This window comes from Actinomadura kijaniata, from assembly GCF_014138665.1.
Taxonomy (GTDB): domain Bacteria; phylum Actinomycetota; class Actinomycetes; order Streptosporangiales; family Streptosporangiaceae; genus Spirillospora; species Spirillospora kijaniata.
Genome location: NZ_JACJIA010000002.1, coordinates 653,547 through 674,706, shown reverse-complemented (window position 1 = coordinate 674,706; position 21,160 = coordinate 653,547). Strand labels below are relative to the sequence as shown.

Genomic DNA, 21,160 nt, shown 5'->3' with positions numbered 1-21,160 from the left:
GGGGGCTCATCGCCGGATGGGGATCGGGGTGTCGCCGTCGCGGTTCCGCCCGGGTTCCGGGTTGGGCGGGATCGGTTGAGGTTCTGTGGCTTTTTGCGTTGTGACGGGGGGTGGGGGCAGTCGGTATCGTTCCTGTCAGCAGAATGTCCCCTCTCCCCAGGAATCTGTGGTGTCTTCCCCAGCAGGTGCTTCCCGGCGAAGTCCGGGCCAGGCGGGTTCCGCCGTGGTGGAAAGTCCAGGCGTATGGCGTCGGTGAGCGTGCGGCGCGTTGACGAGGTTCCCGACAAGGAGTTGCTGGCGCGGCACGCGCAGGGCGACCCCCACGCCTTCTCCGAGCTGGTCAACCGGCATCGGGACCGGATGTGGGCCGTGGCGTTGCGCACGCTCGGAGACCCGGAGGAGGCCGCCGACGCGTTGCAGGACGCGTGCCTGTCGGCGTTCCGCGCGGCGGGCCGGTTCCGTGGGGACGCCGCCGTCACGACCTGGCTGCACCGGATCGTGGTGAACGCGTGCCTGGACCGCATCCGGCGCAAGTCGGTGCGGCCCGCCACCCCGATGGGCGACGACGCGACGTTCGACGCGGTCGCCCCGAAGATGCCCGACCCGACCGACGCGCACGGCGTCTCGCTGGACGTGCACGCGGCGCTGCTGGAGCTGCCGTTCGAGCAGCGGGCGGCGCTGGTCCTGGTGGACATGATGGGGTATTCCGTCGACGACGCGGCGCAGGTCCTGGAGGTGCCGCCGGGAACGATCAAGAGTCGCTGCGCGCGGGGCAGGGCTCGGCTGGCGCCGCTTCTGGTCCACCATCGGAACCGTCGGGACCGCCGGAACGTCGGAGGTGTGGAAGGAGGTGGCATGCCTAAATGAACCCCGCGCATATTGACTACGACACCCTCGCCGATCTGGCCGAGGGTCTGCTCGAAGACGACCAGGCCGCCTCCGTCAACGCCCACCTCGACACCTGCGCCGAGTGCCGGGAACGCTCCGCCGACCTTGCGGACGTCTCCCGGATCCTGGCGGAGGCTCCCGTCCCGTCCATGCCTGCCGACCTGGCGTCGCGCATCGACTCGGCCATCGCCGCCGAGTCGCTGAACAACGCCACCGTGGTGAGCCTGGAGCAGCGGCGCGGCAGGCGGCATTGGCGGATCCTGTCGGCGGCCGCGGCCACCGTGGTGGTGCTCGGCGGCGGAGCGGTCGTCGGCAAGGCGGCGCTGGACGACGCCCGGGACGAGGGCCAGGCCTCGGCCACGCGCACCACGCCCCTCTTGGACGGCGGCGACCAGCAGGACTCCCCGAAGGGGGCCGTCCCGTCGGCGCCGTCGGGCGGCCAGGCGGAGAACGGGAAGACCACCCAGCGGACCTTCGCCGCGCACGCGCCGTCGTTCGGCGTCGCGCGGACCGGCACCGACTACCGGGCGGCGACGCTCGGCTCCCAGGTGAACGATCTGCTCGGCAAGGGCAACGAGGCGCGCCTGGAGCCGCGGAGATCCGACGCGAGGCTGGCCGAGTGCGTCGCGTCGGTGACCGGGGGCAAGGCCCCGGTGCTGGTGGACTCCGCGAGGTTCGAGGGCTCCCCGGCCACGGTCGTCGTGCTGAACGGCGCCAAGCCCGGCCAGTGGGACATCTGGGTCGTCGGCCCGAACTGCTCCCCCCGGGACAGGAACGTCCTGACGCACGTCACCACCTGACGTCCGCCGGACACGACGAGGGGGCCGCGGAGAGATCCGCGGCCCCCTCGTTTCACGGGTCAGGAATCCAGTTCGGAGAGGAAGTCCAGGGCGATCGCCCAGGCGCGTCCGGCGGCCTCGGCGTCGTGGTCGGGCAGGTCCGGATCGGTGAACAGGTGCCCCACGCCCCGGTAGCGGAAGATCTCCACGTCCGCTCCGGCCCGCCGCATCAGCAGGTACCAGGCGTTCAGCCAGTCCACCGGCTCGGAGGTGTCGGGGTCGGCGACGTGCAACTGGACGGGGATCTCGGTCGAGACGTCCTCGGACAGGTCGGACGTGCCGTGCATCAGCAGCAGCCCGCGCGCCTTCTCGTCGGCCAGCGCCAGGTTCTGCGCGATCGCGCCGCCCAGCGAGAACCCCGCGTACACCAGGCCTCCGTCGACGTGCGGGGCGGCGGCGGCGACGGCGCGCTTCAGCAGCTCGTCCCGGCCGATCTCCTCCTGGATCTTCCGGCCCTCCTCGGGGGTGTCGACGACACGGCCGTCGTACAGGTCGGGGGTGTGCACCTCGTGCCCCGCCGAACGCAGCCGTTCGGCGGCCTGGAGCACGGCGGGCCGCAGTCCGTGAACCGAGTGGAGGAGAAGAATCCGCGCCATGTGTGCAAGCTTATGACCAGCGGCGCATCGGTCCGGGAATCCCCGGGCCCTAGGATCGGTTGACGCCACTGGCAGGGCGGTCACCCTTGAGGAGAAGGATTCAACAGTGAGCGACGTCCGCAACGTCATCATCATCGGCTCGGGCCCGGCGGGGTACACGGCCGCGGTCTACGCCGCCCGAGGGGATCTGAAGCCGCTGGTCTTCGAGGGTTCGGTGACCGCCGGTGGCGCGCTGATGAACACCACCGACGTGGAGAACTTCCCCGGGTTCCCCGACGGGATCATGGGTCCGGACCTGATGGACAGCATGCGCAAGCAGGCCGAGCGGTTCGGCGCCGAGCTGGTCACCGACGACGTCACCGAGGTGGACCTGACCGCCAGCCCCAAGATCGTCAAGGTGGGCGAGGACGTCTACCGGGCGCACGCGGTGATCGTCGCGACCGGTTCGCAGCACCGCAAGCTGGGCCTGCCCGACGAGGACCGGCTGTCGGGCCGCGGCGTGTCCTGGTGCGCCACCTGCGACGGGTTCTTCTTCCGCGACCAGGACATCGTGGTGGTCGGCGGCGGCGACACGGCCATGGAGGAGGCGATCTTCCTGACCAAGTTCGCCCGCTCGGTCACCGTGGTGCACCGCCGCGACCAGCTGCGCGCCAGCCAGATCATGCAGGAGCGCGCGTTCGCCAACGAGAAGATCAAGTTCGTCTGGGACAGCGAGGTCGTCGGCCTGACCGGCGAGGACCGGCTGCAGAGCGTGCGGATCCGCAACCGCGTGAGCGGTGAGGAGAGCACGCTGGAGGCGACCGGCCTGTTCATCGCGATCGGCCACGACCCGCGCAACGACCTGTTCCGGGACGTGCTCGACACCGACGAGGACGGCTACCTCGTCGTCCAGCACCCGACCACCGCCACCAAGATCCCCGGAGTGTTCGGCGCGGGCGACGTGGTGGACCACATCTACCGGCAGGCGATCACCGCCGCGGCCACCGGCTGCCAGGCGGCGATCGACGCCGAGCGCTGGCTGCAGGACCAGGACCTGGAGTCGCTGGTCCCGCACACCCCCGAGGAGCTGCGGGGCGAGGGCTGAGCCCCGTCCTGACCGGCCGGACGAAGCTGCGGCGGCGGGGACGGCCCCGCCGCCGGGGAACATCGAAGGAGACGCAATGCAGGCCGTGACCGACGCCGACTTCGAAGCCGAAGTCCTCAAGAGCGACAAGCCCGTTCTGGTCGACTTCTGGGCGGAGTGGTGCGGCCCCTGCCGGATGGTCGCTCCGATCCTGGAGGAGATCTCCAACGAGCACGGTGACAAGCTCAAGATCGTCAAGCTGAACACCGACGAGAACCCGCAGTCGACCGCCGCCGCCGGCGTCATCAGCATCCCGCTGCTGAACGTCTACCAGGGCGGCGAGGTCGTCAAGCAGATCGTCGGCGCCAAGCCGAAGGCCGCCCTGCTCCGCGAGCTGGCGGAGTTCATCGAGGTCGGCAAGGGCTGACCCACCGGATTTCCCCGATCTTCGCCACCCGCGGCGAACGCGCGACGGCCCGCACCCCGTTCCGGGGTGCGGGCCGTGGTCGTTTCCGGGGACGCCGTGGCGCGTCACGGGCAGCCCTGGGTCGAGGGAGCCGCCCGGCACCGATCCCGGCGCTCGGACAGTCTCGCCAGCTCCTGCTGGGCGGCCTGCCTGCCGACGAACGTGAGCCTGCCGTCGCGGATCGCCTTCTGGTCGTTCTCCGGCAGCTCGCCCAGGGGGAACTGGCTGCCGAGGATGGTCCAGGAGCCGCACTGGTTCTGGTTCAGGCCCTTGACGACGACGACCCTGCCGTCGCGGTCGGTGGTGATCACATGGCGGCAGACCACGTTCATCAGGTCCCTGACGGCCTGGGGCCCCTTGACCTCGTACCCGGCCTTCACCGCGGCCCGCTGGACCGGCGGCAGGTCCGCCACCTCGATCGGCGGCCTGGGCTGCTCCCGCGCGTCGGCCCGCCGGGACAGGCTGATCAACGGAACCTCCTGGGTGGTGCCCCGGTACAGCACCACCCGACCGTTCTCCTCACCCACGTAGTAACCACTACGGATGTTCTCCAACGCCACGAAACCCACCGCGCCCAAACCCACCACGGCCACACCGAGCGCACCCGCCGACCACACCCGCCGGCGGACCCCACCGCCCCGCACGGGATTCCGTCCGGCCCCGGCGACGCGCCGGTCCCGCAGCGACGGGTCCATGGTCTCCCGTGCGACGGGCTCCCCCTGCGGTGTGCTCTTCGGAGTGGGGGACACGGCCGCCGGGAGCGTCACGTCGCGGGCGGGCGACTCCCAGGGCTCCGGGGAGGACCGCGGGCGGGCGAGGTCGGCGGCCTCGCGCATCATCTCGGGGAGCGGTGCCGTGCGGCGCGCCGCCCCGAGCAGCGCCATCAGGACGTCGTGCGCGGAGGGCCGTTCCGCCGGGTCCTTGGCCAGGCACGCCTCGACCAGCCCGCGCACCGGCCCCGACAGGTTCCCCAGATCCGGCTCCCCGTAGGTGATCCGCGTGGCGACCAAGGGCAGCGGGCCGGTTCCGAACGCGGGCCGCCCCAACGCCGCGTACGTCATCACCCCGGCCCAGGCGAACATGTCGGCCGCCTCCGTGACCCGCTGCCCGGTGGTCTGCTCCGGGGCCATGTAGGCGGGGGTGCCCATGAGCCGCCCGGTCGTGGAGAGCGTGGTCTCCTGGATGCGGGCGATGCCGAAGTCGATGACGCGCGGACCGTCGGGTCCCAGCAGCACGTTGGCGGGCTTGAAGTCGCGGTGGACGATACCCGCCTCGTGGATCGCCACCAGCGCGGTGACCGTCGCCACGGCCAGCCGGTGCAGCGCGCCCGCCGTCCGGGGCCCGTCGCGCCGCACCGCCTCGGCCAGCGACGGCCCGTCCACGTACTCGCTCACCACGTACGGCGGGTCGGCGTCGAGGTCGGCGGCCAGCACCTGCGCCGTGCAGAACGGCTCCACGCGCTGCGCGACGGCCAGCTCGTTGGCCAGGGCGCGACGGTCCTCGCCCCGGGTGACCAGCCCGCGGTGCAGCACCTTGACGGCGGCGAGTGTCCCGTCGGCCGCCCGGCCGAGATAGACGACGCCCTGCCCGCCCTCGCCCAGCCGCCCGACCAGTTCGCAACCGCCGAGCCGGAGGGGGTCGCGCGGATCGAGGGGGGTCTCTCGCGGCATGGCGTCTCCCGGAGGTGCGTTCGGGTCTGGCGGAGCCGGACGTGACAGGAGTCAGACGCCCGTCACCCGCATGGAGTTCTTCCCGTCGCTGAGATCGTTTCAGACGGGGCGGAGGGCGCCCTCCGGGCTCATGGAGCCCAGCAGGCGTTCCAGGGCCACCTCGACGTCCTCACGCCACGACAGGGCCGACTTGAGCTCCAGCCGCAGCCGGGGGTAGCGGTGGTGGGGGCGGACCGTCTTGAAGCCGACCGACAGCAGGTAGTCGGCGGGCACCACGCAGGTGCCCTCCTCGCCCTTCAGGTCGCCGAACGCCTCGATCGCCTTCACCGCGCGCCGGGTGAGGTCCTTGGCGACGCCCTGCACCAGCATCCGGCCGAGGCCGCCGCCGGTGAAGTCCGGCAGGATGTGCGCGGTCATCAGCAGCACCGCGTCGGCGCTCACCGGGCTGGTCGGGAACGCCACCGAGCGCGGAACGTACAGCGGCGGCGCGTACAGCACGAACCCCGCCGGAACGTCGTCGACGTACGCGATCTTCCCGCAGCTGCCCCACTCCAGCAGCGTCGAGGAGACCCACGCCTCCTTCTCCAGCTCGGTGTCGCCGCTCTCCACGGCGCGGTCTCGGCTCACCGGGTCCAGCTCCCAGAAGACGCAGCGGCGGCAGCGACGCGGAAGGTCGTCGAGGTTGTCCAGAGTGATGTTGACGAGACGACGCGACACCTGGTCGGCACCCCCTGGGGCCCTGAGAGGTCAAGGTGGTTCGGAGCGGAGCACCGCTTCGGGGAAATTCCCGGCAACGAACCGGGACCCTCGGGCATCGTATCGGAGAGAGGGGGTTCCGCCCCGGCGCGAACCACGGGCGCTCGGGGGCCGGTCCCGCCGACCCGCACGGCACTGCCGTAGATTGCGGGAATCGCTCCGAACACCCTGGAGGTGCCTCGTGGAACAGCACACGCGTACGGACGCCTACGTCGATCGCTACGCCGCCCGTGCCGCCGGCATGGTGGCCTCGGAGATCCGGGCTCTGTTCGCCGTGGCCGCTCGTCCCGAGGTGGTCTCCCTGGCCGGCGGGATGCCGTACGTCTCGGCGCTCCCCCTCGACACGGTCGGGGCGATGGTCGGCGACCTGATCTCCCGCAGCGGCGCGGAGGTCCTGCAGTACGCCTCCGCGCAGGGCGACCCGCTGCTGCGCGAGCGCATCTGCGAGGTGATGTCCCTGGAGGGCATCCAGGCGTGCGCCGACGACGTGGTCGTGACCGTGGGCGCGCAGCAGGGCCTCGACCTCGTCACGCGCCTCTTCGTGGACCCGGGCGACGTGGTCCTCGCCGAGGCGCCGTCCTACGTGGGGGCGCTCGGCACGTTCGCCTCCTACCAGGCCGACGTCGTCCACGTTCCGCTGGACGACGCGGGCCTCGTCCCCGCCGCGCTCCGCGAGACGCTGGAGCGGCTGCGCCGCGAGAACCGCCGCGTCAAGTTCCTCTACACCGTCCCCACGTTCCAGAACCCGGCGGGCGTCACCCTCACCGCCGCGCGCCGCGCCCAGGTGCTGGAGATCTGCGCCGAGTACGACGTCCTCGTCATCGAGGACAACCCCTACGGCCTGCTCGGCTTCGACCACGAGCCGATGCGGGCGCTGCGCGCCGACGACGCCGACCGCGTCGTCTACCTCGGCTCGTTCTCCAAGACGATCGCCTCCGGGCTGCGGGTCGGCTGGGTGCTCGCCCCGCACGCCGTGCGCGCCAAGCTCGTCCTCGCCGCCGAGTCGGCGATCCTGTGCCCGTCGAACTTCTCCCAGCTCGCCGTCCGCGAGTACCTCACCACCCAGCCGTGGCGCGAGCAGATCAAGGACTTCCGCGAGCTGTACCGGGAGCGCCGCGACACGATGCTGGACGCGCTCGACGCGTTCATGCCGGAGGGCTGCACGTGGACCCGTCCCGCGGGCGGCTTCTTCGTGTGGCTGACCCTCCCCGAGGGCCTGGACGCCAAGGCGATGGCCCCGCGCGCGATCGCCGAACGCGTCGCCTACGTCCCCGGCACCGGCTTCTACGCCGACGGCTCGGGCCACCGCCACATGCGCATCTCCTACTGCTACCCCGAGCCGCACCGCATCCGCGAGGGCGTCCGCCGCCTGGCGGGCGTGGTGGAGCGGGAGCTGGAGCTGCGAGACACTTTCGGGGGAGTCGCGCCGGGCGGCTCCGCCGGCGGGGTCCACACCCCGGGCCCCGACACGGTCTGACCGGACCTTCGGAAGGAACGCCCGGCTCCCCAGGGGGCCGGGCGTTCTTCATCCCACAGGAAGGCACTGAACTTGGAACTCGGGCACGTCGTCGTTCTGGCCGGGGGACTGTCGCACGAACGGGAGGTCTCCCTGCGGTCGGGCCGCCGCGTCACGGACGCGCTCCGCTCCCTGGACGTCCCGGTGGAGCTGCGCGACGCCGACGCGGCCCTGCTGGACTCCCTGGCCCGCGACACCCCCGACGTGGTCTTCCCCGTCCTGCACGGCGCGGCGGGGGAGGACGGCTCGGTCCGCGGCGTGCTGGAGCTGCTCGGCATCCCCTACGTCGGCGCCCGCCCCGACGCCTGCCGGGTCGCCTGGGACAAGCCCACCGCGAAGGCCGTCGTGCGCCGCGCCGGCCTGAACACGCCCGCCTCCATCGCCCTGCCCAGGGAGACGTTCCACGACCTGGGCGCCGCGTCGGTCATGGACCGCATCCTGGGGCACCTGGGCCTCCCCCTGTTCGTGAAGCCGACGCGCGGCGGCTCGGCCCTGGGCACGTCCGTCGTCCGCGAGGCCGCCGACCTGCCCGCCGCGATGGTCGCCTGCTTCGGCTACGGCGACGCCGCCCTCATCGAGCGGCACATCGAGGGGACCGAGGTGGCCGTGAGCGTCGTCGAACGCGACGGCGAGCCCCACGCCCTGCCCGCCGTCGAGATCGTCACCCCGAACGGCCGCTACGACTACACGGCCCGCTACGACTCCGGCGACACGGAGTTCGTGACCCCGGCCCGCCTGGCCCCGGAGGCCGCCGCCCGCGCCACGGAAGCGGCCGTGACGGCGCACCGGGCCCTGGGCCTCCGGGACCTCTCCCGTACGGACCTGATCGTCTCCCCCTCCGGCGAGGTCCACTTCCTGGAAGTCAACGTGGCTCCCGGGATGACGGAGACCAGCCTCCTCCCCCGCGCCATCGCGGCCGCGGACCTGAACCTGGCGGACGTCTGCCGTGACCTCCTGCTCCAGCGCCGCACGCCGTAGTGCCCTCGCGCCCATCGCCAAGGTTTCCCGTGAAACACCCTTCGGCTCTCCACCGCCACGTTTCACGGGAAACCTCCGCCCGCCGTTTCACGTGAAACGGATCCGGTCCACGGCCGCACGACCACCGCACCGCCACGCTCGTTTCACGTGAAACGCACCCACTCATGCACCATCTCCTCCTCCGGCGAGCAGCGGCTAACGGCTCGCGGTGACATCCGAGGGATGAAGGCATCCCTCATGTGACGCTTCGCCGAGGAGCGGTCGCGACCAGAAAACCTCTTCCCTGTCCCATGCGGAGCCGGACCACCGCCCTCCCCGGCCTCATGTAGGCCCGACCTTTCCAGGGAACGACAGTGGGCGCTCTAGTGAGGCATGGGGGACGGGTGGAGGCCAGAGGGCGAGGCCAGCGAAGAAGCGCACCCTGAGCCCGCTGCGTTTCACGTGAAACGCCGCCACACACTAGCCAGTCGCAGGATGGCAGATCACCCACCCCCGGGCGCGCAGTGGCCTGGCCCAGACGAGGCGGACCGCGAGTGGGTGGGGTGGCGGCTCTTCACGTGAAGCGCCGTGGTGGGCTGGTCGGCGTCCGAACGTGAGGCGAGGGGCGAGCGTTCCGGGTGGGGCTGCCGGTCACAAAAGGAAACGCCCCCGGGTTCTCCCGGGGGCGTCGGCGAGGGGCGTCACGCGTCCAGGTCGGCCACTTCGGATTCGCCGGGGGCCAGGGACTTGAGGATGCGGTCCAGGTCCTGAAGGTCGGCGAACTCCACGACGATCTTGCCCTTGTTGTTGCGGCCGAGATCGACGCGGACCCGTGTCTCGTAGCGGTCGGAGAGGCGGTCGGCCAGATCCCGCAGGGCGGGGGACACCTGCTTCTTGCGGCGGCCCTGGCGCGGGGCGGGTTCCTCCTCGTCGACCTCGCGGAGGGCGATGATCTCTTCGACGGCGCGGACCGACAGGCCCTCGGCGATGATGCGCTTGGCCAGGTTCTCTTGGGCCTCCGGGCTGTCGAGGCCCAGCAGGGCACGGGCGTGGCCCGCGGACAGCACGCCCGCCGCGACGCGCTTCTGGACCGCCGGCGGGAGGTTCATCAGGCGCAGCGTGTTGGTGATGTGCGGGCGGGACCGGCCGATACGGGCGGCGAGCTGCTCGTGGGTCGCGCCGAAGTCCTCCAGCAGCTGCTTGTAGGCGGCGGCCTCCTCCAGCGGGTTGAGCTGCTGGCGGTGGAGGTTCTCCAGGAGGGCGTCCCGGAGCATGTCGTCGTCGCCGGTCTCCCGGACGATCGCCGGAACGACGTCGAGACCGGCCTTCCGGGCGGCACGCCAGCGCCGCTCCCCCATGATCAGTTCGTAGTCGTGCTCGTCGGACTCGATCCGGCGGACGACGACCGGCTGGAGCAGGCCCACGATGTGGATCGAGTCGGCCAGTTCCTCAAGCGCCTCGGGGTCGAAGTGCTTGCGGGGCTGGCGCGGGTTGGGGCGGATCGCGTCGAGGGGGAGTTCGGCGAAGTGCGCGCCCGCCACCGGCGCCAGGCCCGGGGCGTTCTCGGTGTGGCCGCCCTGCGGCGCCGGGGAGGCCGGGTCGGCGTGCGTGGGGACGGCGGGCGGCTCCGGCGCGGGCGGGGCGGTCGGGATGAGCGCGCCCAGGCCCTTGCCCAGACCGCGTCGTTGCTGGCTCACTTGGCGGCTCCCGCACCCCGGTGCGCGATCTCGGAGGCGGCCTCGCTGTAGGCGAGCGCGCCGCTGGAGCCGGGGTCGTAGGTGATGACGGACTGCCCGTAGCTGGGGGCCTCGGAGACCCGGACGCTGCGGGGGATGACGGTGTTGAGGACGATCTCGCCGAAGTGGGCGCGGACGTCCTCGGCGACCTGGGCGGCCAGGCGGGTGCGGGCGTCGTACATCGTCAGCAGGATCGTGGAGACGTTGAGCTTCGGGTTGAGGTGGGCCTTGACGAGGTCCACGGTGCGGATGAGCTGGCCGAGGCCCTCCAGGGCGTAGTACTCGCACTGGATGGGGATCAGCAGCTCGTCGGCGCCGACGAGGGCGTTGACGGTGAGCAGCCCCAGCGACGGCGGGCAGTCGATGAGCACGTAGTCGAACTTCGCGATGTCGTAGGAGTCCAGGGCGCGGCGCAGCCGGGACTCGCGGGCGACCTTGGACACGAGCTCGATCTCGGCGCCGGCCAGGTTGAGGGTGGCGGGGGCGCAGTGGAGGTTGGGGATCTCGGGGGAGGGCACCACGATGTCCTCCATCGGGGTGTCCTCGATCAGCACGTCGTAGATCGACGGGATCTCGGCGTGGTGGTCGATGCCGAGGGCGGTGGAGGCGTTGCCCTGCGGGTCGAGGTCGACGACCAGGACGCGGGCGCCGTGCAGGGCCAGCGACGCGGCGATGTTGACCGAGCTGGTGGTCTTGCCGACGCCGCCCTTCTGGTTGGCGATCGTGATGACGCGGCAGTGGTCGGGGCGGGGCCAGTCACGTTCCCGCCGTCCCGCCATCGCCTTGAGCGCGGCCACCGCGGTCTCCTGCACCACCGTGGATGATTCACGTGAAACCTTGGCGTCCCTGAGCGCCTCGCGCACGAGTTCTGACTCCCCCTGAGATGAACGTCCGGGCGGTGTGCCGCCCCCGGTGCCCGTCGGCACGTACCCGACGTTATCCGCGGTCCCGGACGTGGTGGCACCCCACATCGCGTGTCCGGACGGCGCGGCCGGCCGGTCCTGGTCCTCGGCGGCGCTCTCCTCGGGCGGCGTGGCCGTCTCCGCGGCCGGTTCGCGATCGTCGGGGGTGTCGCCGGCGCGCTCCGGCCGGCCCAGTCCTGGTCCCGTGCTCATGAAGACCTCTTCCTCGACCCTTTGGCGCGCCTGTTCTTCTCGTTACGGGGCGCGCGTTCGGCGACCACACGGACAAGCGTTGTCGGCGGGTCGACCTTACCGCGCCCGACTTGGAGCAGTTCGGTGGTCCGCACACCGAATCGGTCGAGAACGGGTCTGGCTTCCTCCAGCTCGGCCGCCGCCCGCTCCCCCTTCATGGCCAGCAGCTCGCCGCCGGGGCGCAGCAGCGGCAGCGCCCACCGGGCGAGCCGCTCCAGCGGGGCGACCGCGCGGGCCGTGACCACGTCGACGGCGTAGTCCTTGGCGGCCTCCTCGGCCCGGCCGCGGCGCACCGCCACGTTCTTCAGCTCCAGCAGCGCGACGGCCTCGTTGAGGAACGTCGTGCGGCGCAGCAGCGGCTCCAGCAGCGTGACCGTCAGATCCGGACGGACGATCGCCAGCACCAGGCCGGGCAGTCCCGCGCCGGAGCCGATATCCACCACATGGACGCCCTCCGGGATCGCCTCCTGCACCACCGCGCAGTTGATCAGATGGCGTTCCCAGAGCCGGTCCACCTCGCGCGGACCGATCAGGCCGCGTTCCACGCCCGCGTCGGCGAGGAACTCCGCATAGCGTTCCGCCACGGGCAGTGCGTCACCGAAAACCTCACGTGCAATCCCCACCGTACGAATCGTTCCACAAAACACGGTGGGCGCGTACACGCGAAACGTGCTGGTGGGGCGCCGGGCACCGGATCCGCCGGGGGTTCCGCGCATATTCGGCGCTGCTGGGGTAGAGGGTCACCAGAGCCACCCGCCCGTCACGGAAGGAGGCTCCGAGGGATGGGTATCGGAGTCAGCTTGGCCTTCATCGCCATCGGAGCGATCCTCGCGTTCGCCCTCCAAGTCGATCTCAGCGGCATCAACATCACGATGGTCGGCTGGATCCTGATCCTGGTCGGCCTCATCAGCATGGCCTTCACCCTGCTCTACACCCGTCCGCGCCGCCGGGCGAGCCTGATGGCCGGGGCCGACCCCGGTTACGTGGACCCGGCGTCCCCCGAGGCCGCCGGGACCGAGACGGTCGTGGAGGAGCGCATCATCGAGGAGCGGCCCACCGGCCCGGTGGTCGAACGTGTGATCGAACGTCCGGTCGCGCCGCCCGCCCGGGGCCACACCTCCCAGGACCCGGCCCGCGCGCAGGATCCCGCCATCGCGCAGGACCCCGCCCAGAACATCCCGAGCTCCACCCTCGCCGACCCCGCGTCCCGCACCAGGCGGCGCCCGCCGCACGAGCGCGGATGACCCGAGACCGACCGGCAGGACGCCTCCGGAGATCCGGCCGGTGACGTCGCCACCGACCTGACGGGCCACCCTGGAACGCCCGGTGTGCTACGGCGGCGGTGCGCACCGGGCGCACGCAGAGGCCCCGCCATCCCGATCGTGGACGGCGGGGCCTCTGCCCTGCTCGGGTGGTCCGGCCCGCGCTACTCGGCGGGGTGGACGACGACGTACCGCTCCGGCTCCTCGCCCTCGGACTCGCTGCGCAGCCCGGCGGCGGCGACGGCGTCGTGCACGATCTTGCGTTCGAACGGGGTCATCGGCGCCAGCGGCTTGGCCTTGCCCGACTGCCGGACCTCGTCGGCGACGTCGCGGCCCAGCTTGGACAGCTCGGCGCGGCGGCGCTCGCGGTAGCCCCCGATGTCGAGCATCAGCCGGGAGCGGGCGCCGGTCTGCCGGTGCACGGCCAGCCGGGTCAGCTCCTGCAGCGCCTCCAGGACCTCGCCGCGCTTGCCGACCAGCTCGTCCAGGGACGCGCCGACCACCGCGACGATCGCGCGCTCGCCCTCGACGTCCATGTCGATGTCACCGTCGAAGTCACCGATGTCCAGCAGGCCCTCGATGTAGTCGGCGGCGATCTCGCCTTCCTGCTCAAGCGCCTGGACGTCGACCTCAGTGGTGTCGGTCTGGCTCAACGGGATCTCCTTCTTCGACAGGGACTGCGGTCAAACTTAACGCTTCTGGGAGCCGCTGCGCTTGCTGCGCGGCTTACGCGTCGGCTGGTTGCGGACGACCTTGGGCTTGTCGGACTCGGGCTCGGGGTCGGGCTCGGCGTCCTTCCTGGCCTTGCCCTTCTTCAGGCTGGTCGTGGCCGCGTCCTGCTTGCCGCCCTTGGCGCCCGCCTTGGCACCGGTCTTCGCGCCGGTGGTGGCGGTGGCGCCGTTGCCGTCGGCGGTCGCCGGCGGGTACTTGGAGTAGATGTAGTGCTGCTGCACCAGGGTCCAGGTGTTGGAGGTCACCCAGTACAGCAGGACGCCCAGCGGGAAGCCGAGGCCGAACAGGCCGAAGACGGGGGCCAGGACCACCATCATCTTCTGGGCCTGCATCATCGGGTTGTTCTCGTCGGTGATCGGCTGGCGGCGCATGCTGGCGCGCACCGTGAAGAACGTCGTGCAGGACGAGATGATCACCGCGATGCCGGTGACGACCAGCGCGCTGATCGGCCGCGGGTCCAGCCCCCACGCCTTGATGAACGTGTCGGGGATGTGCGCGCCGAAGATGCTGGCCTTCTGCGCGCTGGCGACCAGGTCGCCGGTGACGGCGAACACGTCGGGGTACTGGCCCGAGGCGTTCGGCTTGGCGTCGGAGATCCGCTTGAGGACCTGGAACAGGCCGATGAAGACGGGGAACTGCACCAGGATCGGCAGGCAGCCCGACAGCGGGTTGGCGCCGTTCTCCTGGTAGAGCTTCATGACCTCCTGGTTCAGGCGCTGCTTGTCGTTCTTGTACTTCTTGCGCAGCGACTGGATCTGGGGGTTGAGCTCCTGCATCTTGCGGGAGGCGTGGATCTGCTTGACGAACAGCGGGACCATCAGCAGCCGCAGCAGGACCACGAGCAGGATGATCGAGCCACCCCACGCCCATCCGCTGTCCTTGTCGATGCCGATGGCGCTCAGGCCCGTATGGATCCAGACGATCAGTTGGGCGACGATCGAGTACAACCAGTCAAGCACCGGGCAGCTCCTTGGGCTCTGCTTGGGCGGGGCCGCTCTCCGCGCGGCCGGAGGTCGGGGTGGGCGCCGGGTCGGGCGCCGTGCGGAACGGCTCGGACGCGTTCCGGGGCGGGGGCACGGGGTCGTAGCCGCCGCGGTGGAACGGGTGGCACCGGCCGATCCGGCGAGCCGTCAGCCACGACCCGCGCAGCGCGCCGTGCGTCTGGAGGGCTTCCAGGCCGTAGGCGCTGCAGGTGGGCTGGAACCGGCACTGCTGCCCGAGCAGGGGGCTCAAGAAGCGGCGGTAGGCGCGGACGAGCAGGATCAGGGCGCGGGCGGCGAGGCCCGGCCGCCGGGCGGTCGCCCCGGCCCCGGAGCTCGCGGGGGAACCCGCGGGCGGGGAGGCCGCCCCTGGCCGATCCGTCATCTGTGCCCCTTGGACGTGGGCCGCAGCAGCCGGTCGAGCGCCGACTCCAGGTCCGCGGCCAGTTCGTCGTGGCGCGCCGTCCCCGCGCGGGGGTTGGCGCGCACTACGAGCAGGCTACCCCCCGGGAGTCGATCGAGGTACGCGCGTGCGAGGTGGCGCAGCCGGCGTTGCACGCGGTTGCGCACGACGGCGTTGCCGACCGCCTTGGAGACGATGAACCCCACCAGGGGCGGCGTGTCGGTCACGGCGCCGACCGCGGGGTCGGCTTCGGCGTCCCGGCGCAGCAGGTGTACGACGACAGTTGGCCGTCCGGCGCGGCGACCGCGCCGGACGGCCAGTGTGAACTCGTCCCGCCGCCGCATCCGGTGACCGGAGGGCAGCATGCGAAGGGTCTAGAGCGTCAGACCGCGATGCGGGCGCGGCCCTTGCCGCGGCGCGCGGACAGGATCGCGCGGCCGGCGCGGGTGCGCATGCGCAGCCGGAAGCCGTGCTTCTTGTGGCGGCGACGGTTGTTCGGCTGGAAAGTACGCTTGCTCACTAGAGGCTCCAGGTGCTGCGGTCGGTTGGGTCCGGTGCGATGTCTCGCATCGAGGGGCGCGTCCGGTCCCCCGCAGCGGGGGCCCGTCCGTTCTGGTTGACGGCGGGCACGCGTCATCCCGGTCGATGCGACTCGACCTCAGAACGTTACGGGCTGCCTGCCCGTCTGGTCAAACGGAACGTCCGGCGCCGGCGGGCGCGCCGGGCCCGTTCCTGTTTTCCCCCATCGTTTTCCACAGGCGCGGCGCGCCCTGTGGGGAATGCCGGGTTTCGCCCTCGGCGGAACGGCTCCCGGACGCCCCCGGAACGGCCGGGTGAGGCGCTGATCTCGGCTGGGTAGGAAGGGGTCGGGGGTGATGGAGGATGGCCATGCGACCGTCCTGGCGGCGAATGCGGTTCGTGTTGCGAGCGCTCGCGAGCAGCGGCTAAGGTTTCCACCGCTGCCGACCCGTACGTGCGTCGGCCTTCTTTTTTCGGCTCCCGCCCGCGGGTCGGGAACCGGGGCTCCCCTGAACGTCAACTGACCGGTCCCGTGCGCCCGTGTGGGCTTTTGCACAGGGATCCCGTCCTCATGCACAGCATGTGGACAACTCTGTGGACAACTCGTGAGAGAGTTAGTCCCCCACGACGTCTCCAGTGATCGGTGAGGCGATCTCGAACGTGGGCGAACCGGGTGGTTCTGGTGCCCCGGGTCATCGGAGTTCTTTGGGGAGGGGACCTTGCGCATGGACGGTCAGGATCTCGGATCGGTCTGGGCACGTACCCTCACGGCGCTGTCCGACAGCGACCTGCACCCCGGCTACCGCGCCTGGCTGCCGATGGTGCGCCCCCTCGCCCTGGTGGAGGGCACGGCGCTGCTGGCGGCCCCCAACGACTTCGCCAAGGACGTTCTGGAAAGCCGCCTGCGCAGCCTCATCACCGACGTGATGTCGCGTGAACTGGGCCGGGAGATCCGCGTCGCGGTGACCGTTCAGCCCGAGCCGCCCGCGTCCTCGGGCGAGCAGCATCACGACCGCGGCAACAACTCCTATGGGGACCGCCCCTCCTACGGCGACCAGCCCTATGAGAAGCCTTACGAGGAACGCCCCTTCGAGGAACGCCCGTACGAAGGCCGCCCCTATGAGGAGCGGTCGTATGACGACCGTTCCTATGGGGACCAGACATATCCGGAACGCCCCCGGCACGAGTCCCCGTTCGGCGACCAGGGCTATGGCGGCCGTTCCTCGGCGGGGGTTTCCCACAACCCCGGCGGTTATCCCCAGGCTGAGGACGAACGCGATTGGCCGCGCCGCGACAGCGACCACGGCGGCGGTTTCCCGTCCACCGCGCGTCCGCCCGCCTATGGCGCGGGACCGGGCGGGCGGTCGCCGTTCGAGAACCGCACGCAGCAGTTCCCCGGCCGCGACCGTGACCGCGAGGGCTTCGATCCGTCGGCGCGCCCCCACGCCCCCTCCCATCTGAACGACCGCACCCTGGGGGCCCCCCGTCCGGGCGGGCCCGGCCTGCAGCGTCCCGGCGTCCCGGGGATGCCCGGCGAGCCGCAGGGGCACGAGCCGCAGCGCCCCGACGCGCCGGGGCGTTCCGAGGACGCGTACACCGACTCCTACGGGCCGCAGAGCGACCCGTTCCGGAGCTCGGAGGAGGACGGCGGCGACGTCCGTCCACAGGACGGTGGACAGGGCGGCGGGGGCGCCGCCGCCGCGAACCCCGACCGGCTGAACCCCAAGTACACGTTCGAGACGTTCGTCATCGGCTCGTCCAACCGGTTCGCGCACGCGGCGGCGGTCGCGGTCGCCGAGCAGCCCGCCAAGGCCTACAACCCGCTGTTCATCTACGGCGACTCCGGGCTGGGCAAGACGCACCTGCTGCACGCCATCGGCCACTACGCGCAGAGCCTGTTCAACGGGGCGCGCGTGCGGTACGTGAGCTCCGAGGAGTTCACCAACGACTTCATCAACTCGATCCGTGACGGCAAGGCCGACGGGTTCCGCCGCCGCTACCGGGACGTGGACATCCTCCTGGTCGACGACATCCAGTTCCTGGAGGGCAAGGAGCAGACGCAGGAGGAGTTCTTCCACACCTTCAACACCCTCCACAACGCCAGCAAGCAGATCGTGATCTCCAGCGACCGCCCGCCGCGGGAGCTGGTGACGCTGGAGGACCGGCTGCGCAACCGGTTCGAGTGGGGCCTGACCACCGACGTGCAGCCGCCCGAGCTGGAGACGCGCATCGCGATCCTGCAGAAGAAGGCCCGCCAGGAGGGCCTGGCCGCGCCACCGGACGTGCTGGAGTTCATCGCCTCGCAGATCGCCTCCAACATCCGCGAGCTGGAGGGGGCGCTGATCCGCGTCACCGCGTTCGCGAGCCTGAACCGCCAGTCGGTGGACATGAAGCTCGCCGAGACGGTGCTGAAGGACCTTATCCCCAACGAGTCCGGTCCCGAGATCACCGCCGCGATGATCATGGCGCAGACTGTGGAGTACTTCGGGACGACGATCGAGGACCTCTGTGGACCGTCGCGGTCGCGCATGCTGGTGACCGCCCGGCAGATCGCGATGTACCTGTGCCGGGAGCTGACGGACCTGTCACTGCCCAAGATCGGGCAGCAGTTCGGGGGCCGCGACCACACCACGGTCATGCACGCCGAGCGGAAAATCCGCAGCTTGATGGCCGAACGCCGGGCCATCTACAACCAGGTGACCGAGCTGACCGGGCGCATCAAGCACCAGGCCCGCAAGCGCTGAGCCGACCGCCCCGGGGGCCGCTCCGCCCTACCCATTTCAAGATCGGTTCACACAGGCTGGGGAAAACCCTGGGGAAGTCCGTGGATAACCCGGGGGAAAACCTGCGGAGAAGCTGGGGACGACTCGTGGATGGATTGTGGACCGGCTGGGGACGGCCAGGGGGCATCATGGGGACGACTCCGTGGACGACTTGGGGAAGCCCTGGGGACGGGGTGGGGACGACCCCGTTCCCGACCACCCGGTCACTGCCCGCCCGACGCTACGGGTGGGAGAACCTGCGGAAAACTCGTGGAGAACCGGGGGAAGAGGTGGGGACACCGTGTGGGGAAAGTTTCGTCGTCCCCATGCGCGCCCGCCCCGTCCACCGGCGCTCCACACGGGACGTGGACAAAAAACCGCCCGCTCACCTGCGGAAACAAGGGTTGTCCACCGTGTCCACAGTCCCTATGACGAGTACTACCTCTTTGTTCTAACCAAGAAAAGATCCCTCTCAAGTTAGGGCCTGGGGATGGAGCGTCCCGAGCGCGCGACCCGGCCCCGCTCCACCTCACCCTTGTCCGACACCTGCAGGAGGCGGGTCCCCTTGAAGTTCCGCATCGACAGAGACGCCCTGGCCGAAGCCGTGGCCTGGACCGCGCGCACCCTTCCCCAGCGGCCCCCGGTCCCGGTGCTCGCCGGAATGCACATCGAGGCCAGCGACCGGCTGAAGCTGTCGGCGTTCGACTACGAGGTCTCGGCGCAGGTCTCCACCGACATCGACACCGAGGACCCGGGCACCGCCCTGGTGTCGGGCAAGCTGCTCGCCGAGATCTGCCGCGCGCTTCCTCCCCACCCTGTGGAGTTCACGACCGACGGCGCGAAGGTGATGCTGCGCTGCGGCAGCGCGAAGTTCACACTCCTCACCATGCCTGTGGAGGACTACCCGACGCTGCCGGAGATGCCGCCGGCCGCCGGGTCGGTGGGCAGCGACGAGTTCGCCGCCGCCGTGTCCCAGGTCGCCATCGCCGCGGGCCGCGACGACACCATCCCCATGCTCACCGGCGTGCGGGTGGAGATCGAGGGCGAGACCGTCACGCTGGCGTCCACCGACCGGTACCGCCTGGCGGTCCGGGAGCTGCACTGGAAGCCCGAGCGCCCCGACTTCTCGGCCGTGGCCCTGGTGCCCGCCAAGACCCTCGCCGACACCGCCAAGTCGCTGACCTCCGGCGCCGAGGTGTCGATCGCGCTGGGCGGGGCGGGCGGCACCGGCGAGGGCATGATCGGTTTCTCCGGCGGCGGCCGCCGCACCACCTCGCGGCTGCTGGACGGCGACTTCGTCAAGTACCGGTCGCTGCTGCCGTCGGAGTACGCGGGCCTGGCGGAGGTGTCCACCTCGCCGTTCATCGAGGCCGTCAAGCGCGTGTCGCTGGTCGCCGAGCGCAACACGCCGGTCCGCCTGTCGTTCCGCAAGGGCGAGGTCGTCCTGGAGGCCGGGACCGGGGACGAGGCGCAGGCCGTGGAGGCCCTGGAGGCCAATCTGGAGGGCGACGACATCGAGATCGCGTTCAACCCCGGGTTCCTGCTGGACGGCCTGTCACAGATCGGCTCGGACGTGGCGCGGCTGTCGTTCACCACGCCGACCAAGCCCGCCGTCCTGACCGGCAAGCCCGCCGCCGAGGGCGAGAACCCCCACTACCGCTACCTGATCATGCCGGTGCGGCTGACGGGGTAAGACGCGTCAAGGGGGCATACCAGGGGGGATCAGCCCGTGCCGCGCCATGATGGGCACGGACCTCAAGGACAGGGGAGTGAAGCAATGGAGCTGGGGATGATCGGCCTGGGCCGGATGGGCGGCAACATGGCCGAACGTCTGCGCCGCGGCGGCCACACCGTCGTCGGGTACGACCGCGACCCGAAGATCAGCGACGTGTCCTCGCTGGAGGAGCTGGTCGAACGCCTGTCGCCGCCGCGGGCCGTGTGGGTCATGGTGCCGGCCGGCGCCCCGACCCAGGAGACCGTCAACAGGCTGGGGGAACTGCTGTCCCCCGGTGACGTCGTCATCGACGGCGGCAACTCCCACTACGTGGACGACCAGAAGCACGGCGAGCAGCTCGCCGCCAAGAACATCGGGTTCGTCGACTGCGGCGTGTCCGGGGGCGTGTGGGGCCTGCAGAACGGCTACGCGCTGATGGTCGGCGGCGACGAGGACAACGTCAAGCGCCTCATGCCGATCTTCGAGACGCTCAAGCCGGAGGGCGAGTTCGGCTTCGTCCACAGCGGGAGGGTCGGCGCGGGCCACTTCGTGAAGATGGTCCACAACGGCGTCGAGTACGCGATGATGCAGGCGTTCGGCGAGGGCTACGAGCTGATCGAGGCCGCCGACATCGTCACCAACGTGCCCGAGACGTTCCGCTCCTGGCAGGAGGGGACCGTCATCCGGTCCTGGCTGCTGGACCTGATGAACCGCGCCCTGGCCGACGACCCCGAGCTGGAGCGCATCCGCGGCTACGCCAACGACTCCGGCGAGGGCCGCTGGACGGTCCAGGCGGCCGTCGACCACGCGGTCCCGCTCCCGGCGATCACGGCGTCGCTGTTCGCGCGCTTCGCGAGCCGCCAGGACGACTCCCCGGCGATGAAGGTCGTGGCGGCCCTGCGCAACCAGTTCGGCGGCCACGCGGTGGAGTCGGCCAAGGGCGCCGACTCCCCGGGCGCCGACGTGGCTCCCCCGGCGACCTGACCTCGCCGATCCAGGCCGACGCCGACGGGCCGCCCCCACCGCGGGGGCGGCCCGTCGGCGTTCGTCCACAGACCGTGGACGGCGGCCGGGACGCCGGGCGTTGTCCACACCCTGTGGCCATCGAACGCGGCGGACGGGCGAGGGCGCCGGGAGGCCGCCCACA

Annotated in this window: 19 protein-coding genes and 2 pseudogenes; 10 read left to right on the top strand and 11 right to left on the bottom strand. The window is 71.2% G+C overall.

Annotated features, from left to right (window positions below):
- Window positions 1–243: 243 nt before the first annotated feature.
- Together sigM and HNR61_RS10490 are read left to right on the top strand one after the other, a co-directional pair.
- Entirely contained in the window at window positions 244–867 is a 624-nt protein-coding gene (gene sigM, locus HNR61_RS10495) for an RNA polymerase sigma factor SigM (RefSeq protein WP_067831149.1), read from the top strand.
- Window positions 864–1,688, top strand: a complete 825-nt coding sequence (locus HNR61_RS10490) for an anti-sigma factor family protein (RefSeq protein WP_182842906.1) — start codon at window positions 864–866, stop codon at window positions 1,686–1,688. The genes sigM and HNR61_RS10490 overlap by 4 nt, the downstream gene beginning before the upstream one ends.
- A 59-nt stretch (window positions 1,689–1,747) precedes the next feature.
- Here HNR61_RS10490 and HNR61_RS10485 read toward each other — a convergent pair whose 3' ends face one another.
- Window positions 1,748–2,323, bottom strand: a complete 576-nt coding sequence (locus HNR61_RS10485; RefSeq protein WP_182842905.1) for a dienelactone hydrolase family protein — start codon at window positions 2,321–2,323, stop codon at window positions 1,748–1,750.
- 106 nt (window positions 2,324–2,429) lie between these two features.
- On the opposite strand from HNR61_RS10485, the gene trxB reads away from it, so the two are divergent.
- Window positions 2,430–3,407 carry a thioredoxin-disulfide reductase gene (gene trxB, locus HNR61_RS10480; protein WP_182842904.1) on the top strand — a complete coding sequence of 326 codons (978 nt, stop codon included), beginning with the start codon at window positions 2,430–2,432 and terminating at the stop codon, window positions 3,405–3,407.
- 76 nt (window positions 3,408–3,483) lie between these two features.
- Complete coding sequence (trxA, locus tag HNR61_RS10475) at window positions 3,484–3,813, top strand: thioredoxin (protein ID WP_182842903.1); 330 nt, start codon at window positions 3,484–3,486, stop codon at window positions 3,811–3,813.
- A 104-nt stretch (window positions 3,814–3,917) separates the two neighbouring features.
- On the opposite strand, the gene HNR61_RS46760 is transcribed toward trxA, so the two are convergent.
- A complete protein-coding gene (locus HNR61_RS46760) occupies window positions 3,918–5,522 on the bottom strand; it encodes a serine/threonine-protein kinase (RefSeq protein ID WP_220509157.1) in 1,605 nt (534 codons plus the stop codon).
- Between the two features lie 99 nt (window positions 5,523–5,621).
- Complete coding sequence (locus HNR61_RS10465; RefSeq protein WP_067816806.1) at window positions 5,622–6,239, bottom strand: GCN5 family acetyltransferase; 618 nt, start codon at window positions 6,237–6,239, stop codon at window positions 5,622–5,624.
- A 280-nt stretch (window positions 6,240–6,519) separates the two neighbouring features.
- Between HNR61_RS10465 and HNR61_RS10460 the strand changes: the two genes are divergently transcribed.
- Both HNR61_RS10460 and HNR61_RS10455 read left to right on the top strand, forming a co-directional pair.
- Complete coding sequence (locus HNR61_RS10460; RefSeq protein WP_182843207.1) at window positions 6,520–7,755, top strand: aminotransferase-like domain-containing protein; 1,236 nt, start codon at window positions 6,520–6,522, stop codon at window positions 7,753–7,755.
- Window positions 7,756–7,827: 72 nt separating this feature from the next.
- Window positions 7,828–8,772 (top strand): D-alanine--D-alanine ligase family protein, encoded by a 945-nt coding sequence (locus HNR61_RS10455; RefSeq protein WP_182842902.1) that lies wholly within the window; start codon window positions 7,828–7,830, stop codon window positions 8,770–8,772.
- A gap of 680 nt (window positions 8,773–9,452) precedes the next feature.
- Here HNR61_RS10455 and HNR61_RS10450 read toward each other — a convergent pair.
- From HNR61_RS10450 to rsmG, 3 genes are all read right to left on the bottom strand, one after another.
- The gene (locus tag HNR61_RS10450; protein WP_182842901.1) at window positions 9,453–10,448 is read right to left on the bottom strand and encodes a ParB/RepB/Spo0J family partition protein; all 996 of its coding nucleotides are present in this window, start codon (window positions 10,446–10,448) and stop codon (window positions 9,453–9,455) included.
- Window positions 10,445–11,266 (bottom strand): AAA family ATPase, encoded by an 822-nt coding sequence (locus HNR61_RS10445; protein WP_067816831.1) that lies wholly within the window; start codon window positions 11,264–11,266, stop codon window positions 10,445–10,447. The genes HNR61_RS10450 and HNR61_RS10445 overlap by 4 nt, the downstream gene beginning before the upstream one ends.
- Before the next feature lie 332 nt (window positions 11,267–11,598).
- Window positions 11,599–12,264, bottom strand: a complete 666-nt coding sequence (gene rsmG, locus HNR61_RS10440; RefSeq protein WP_067816799.1) for a 16S rRNA (guanine(527)-N(7))-methyltransferase RsmG — start codon at window positions 12,262–12,264, stop codon at window positions 11,599–11,601.
- A 159-nt stretch (window positions 12,265–12,423) separates the two neighbouring features.
- Here rsmG and HNR61_RS49115 point away from each other — a divergent pair, with 159 nt between their 5' ends.
- The gene (locus HNR61_RS49115; protein ID WP_182842899.1) at window positions 12,424–12,885 is read left to right on the top strand and encodes a DUF6458 family protein; all 462 of its coding nucleotides are present in this window, start codon (window positions 12,424–12,426) and stop codon (window positions 12,883–12,885) included.
- Between the two features lie 182 nt (window positions 12,886–13,067).
- Here HNR61_RS49115 and HNR61_RS10430 read toward each other — a convergent pair whose 3' ends face one another.
- The 5 genes from HNR61_RS10430 to rpmH are packed head-to-tail and all read right to left on the bottom strand — an operon-like array spanning window position 13,068 to window position 15,538.
- Window positions 13,068–13,556, bottom strand: coding sequence for a Jag family protein (locus HNR61_RS10430; RefSeq protein ID WP_182842898.1), 489 nt, complete (start codon window positions 13,554–13,556; stop codon window positions 13,068–13,070).
- Between the two features lie 36 nt (window positions 13,557–13,592).
- Window positions 13,593–14,594: a membrane protein insertase YidC gene (gene yidC, locus HNR61_RS10425; RefSeq protein ID WP_182842897.1), complete on the bottom strand. Its 1,002-nt coding sequence runs from the start codon at window positions 14,592–14,594 to the stop codon at window positions 13,593–13,595.
- Window positions 14,587–15,000 carry a membrane protein insertion efficiency factor YidD gene (gene yidD / locus HNR61_RS10420; protein ID WP_182842896.1) on the bottom strand — a complete coding sequence of 138 codons (414 nt, stop codon included), beginning with the start codon at window positions 14,998–15,000 and terminating at the stop codon, window positions 14,587–14,589. Before yidD ends, yidC begins: the two co-directional genes overlap by 8 nt.
- Window positions 14,997–15,383, bottom strand: coding sequence for a ribonuclease P protein component (gene rnpA, locus HNR61_RS10415; protein WP_182842895.1), 387 nt, complete (start codon window positions 15,381–15,383; stop codon window positions 14,997–14,999). The genes yidD and rnpA overlap by 4 nt, the downstream gene beginning before the upstream one ends.
- A gap of 17 nt (window positions 15,384–15,400) precedes the next feature.
- A complete protein-coding gene (gene rpmH, locus HNR61_RS10410) occupies window positions 15,401–15,538 on the bottom strand; it encodes a 50S ribosomal protein L34 (RefSeq protein WP_067816781.1) in 138 nt (45 codons plus the stop codon).
- 1,474 nt (window positions 15,539–17,012) lie between these two features.
- Between rpmH and dnaA the strand changes: the two are divergent.
- The 3 genes and pseudogenes from dnaA to gnd form a co-directional block, all read left to right on the top strand.
- Window positions 17,013–18,281 (top strand): annotated as a pseudogene (gene dnaA, locus HNR61_RS50755) (chromosomal replication initiator protein DnaA); the annotation flags it as partial.
- 583 nt (window positions 18,282–18,864) lie between these two features.
- Window positions 18,865–19,992 (top strand): DNA polymerase III subunit beta, encoded by a 1,128-nt coding sequence (gene dnaN, locus HNR61_RS10400; protein ID WP_067816775.1) that lies wholly within the window; start codon window positions 18,865–18,867, stop codon window positions 19,990–19,992.
- Between the two features lie 18 nt (window positions 19,993–20,010).
- A pseudogene (gnd, locus tag HNR61_RS10395) lies at window positions 20,011–20,997 on the top strand (phosphogluconate dehydrogenase (NAD(+)-dependent, decarboxylating)); the annotation flags it as partial.
- Between the last annotated feature and the right edge of the window lie 163 nt (window positions 20,998–21,160).

What these genes read in the sequence shown, in the direction of transcription:
- sigM (WP_067831149.1), top strand. Translation starts at nt 244, where the DNA reads ATGGCGTCGGTGAGCGTGCGGCGCGTTGACGAGGTTCCCGACAAGGAG.
- HNR61_RS10490 (WP_182842906.1), top strand. Translation starts at nt 864, where the DNA reads ATGAACCCCGCGCATATTGACTACGACACCCTCGCCGATCTGGCCGAG.
- HNR61_RS10485 (WP_182842905.1), bottom strand. Translation starts at nt 2,323, where the DNA reads ATGGCGCGGATTCTTCTCCTCCACTCGGTTCACGGACTGCGGCCCGCC.
- trxA (WP_182842903.1), top strand. Translation starts at nt 3,484, where the DNA reads ATGCAGGCCGTGACCGACGCCGACTTCGAAGCCGAAGTCCTCAAGAGC.
- HNR61_RS46760 (WP_220509157.1), bottom strand. Translation starts at nt 5,522, where the DNA reads ATGCCGCGAGAGACCCCCCTCGATCCGCGCGACCCCCTCCGGCTCGGC.
- HNR61_RS10460 (WP_182843207.1), top strand. Translation starts at nt 6,520, where the DNA reads ATGGTGGCCTCGGAGATCCGGGCTCTGTTCGCCGTGGCCGCTCGTCCC.
- HNR61_RS10445 (WP_067816831.1), bottom strand. Translation starts at nt 11,266, where the DNA reads ATGGCGGGACGGCGGGAACGTGACTGGCCCCGCCCCGACCACTGCCGC.
- HNR61_RS49115 (WP_182842899.1), top strand. Translation starts at nt 12,424, where the DNA reads ATGGGTATCGGAGTCAGCTTGGCCTTCATCGCCATCGGAGCGATCCTC.
- yidD (WP_182842896.1), bottom strand. Translation starts at nt 15,000, where the DNA reads ATGACGGATCGGCCAGGGGCGGCCTCCCCGCCCGCGGGTTCCCCCGCG.
- rnpA (WP_182842895.1), bottom strand. Translation starts at nt 15,383, where the DNA reads ATGCTGCCCTCCGGTCACCGGATGCGGCGGCGGGACGAGTTCACACTG.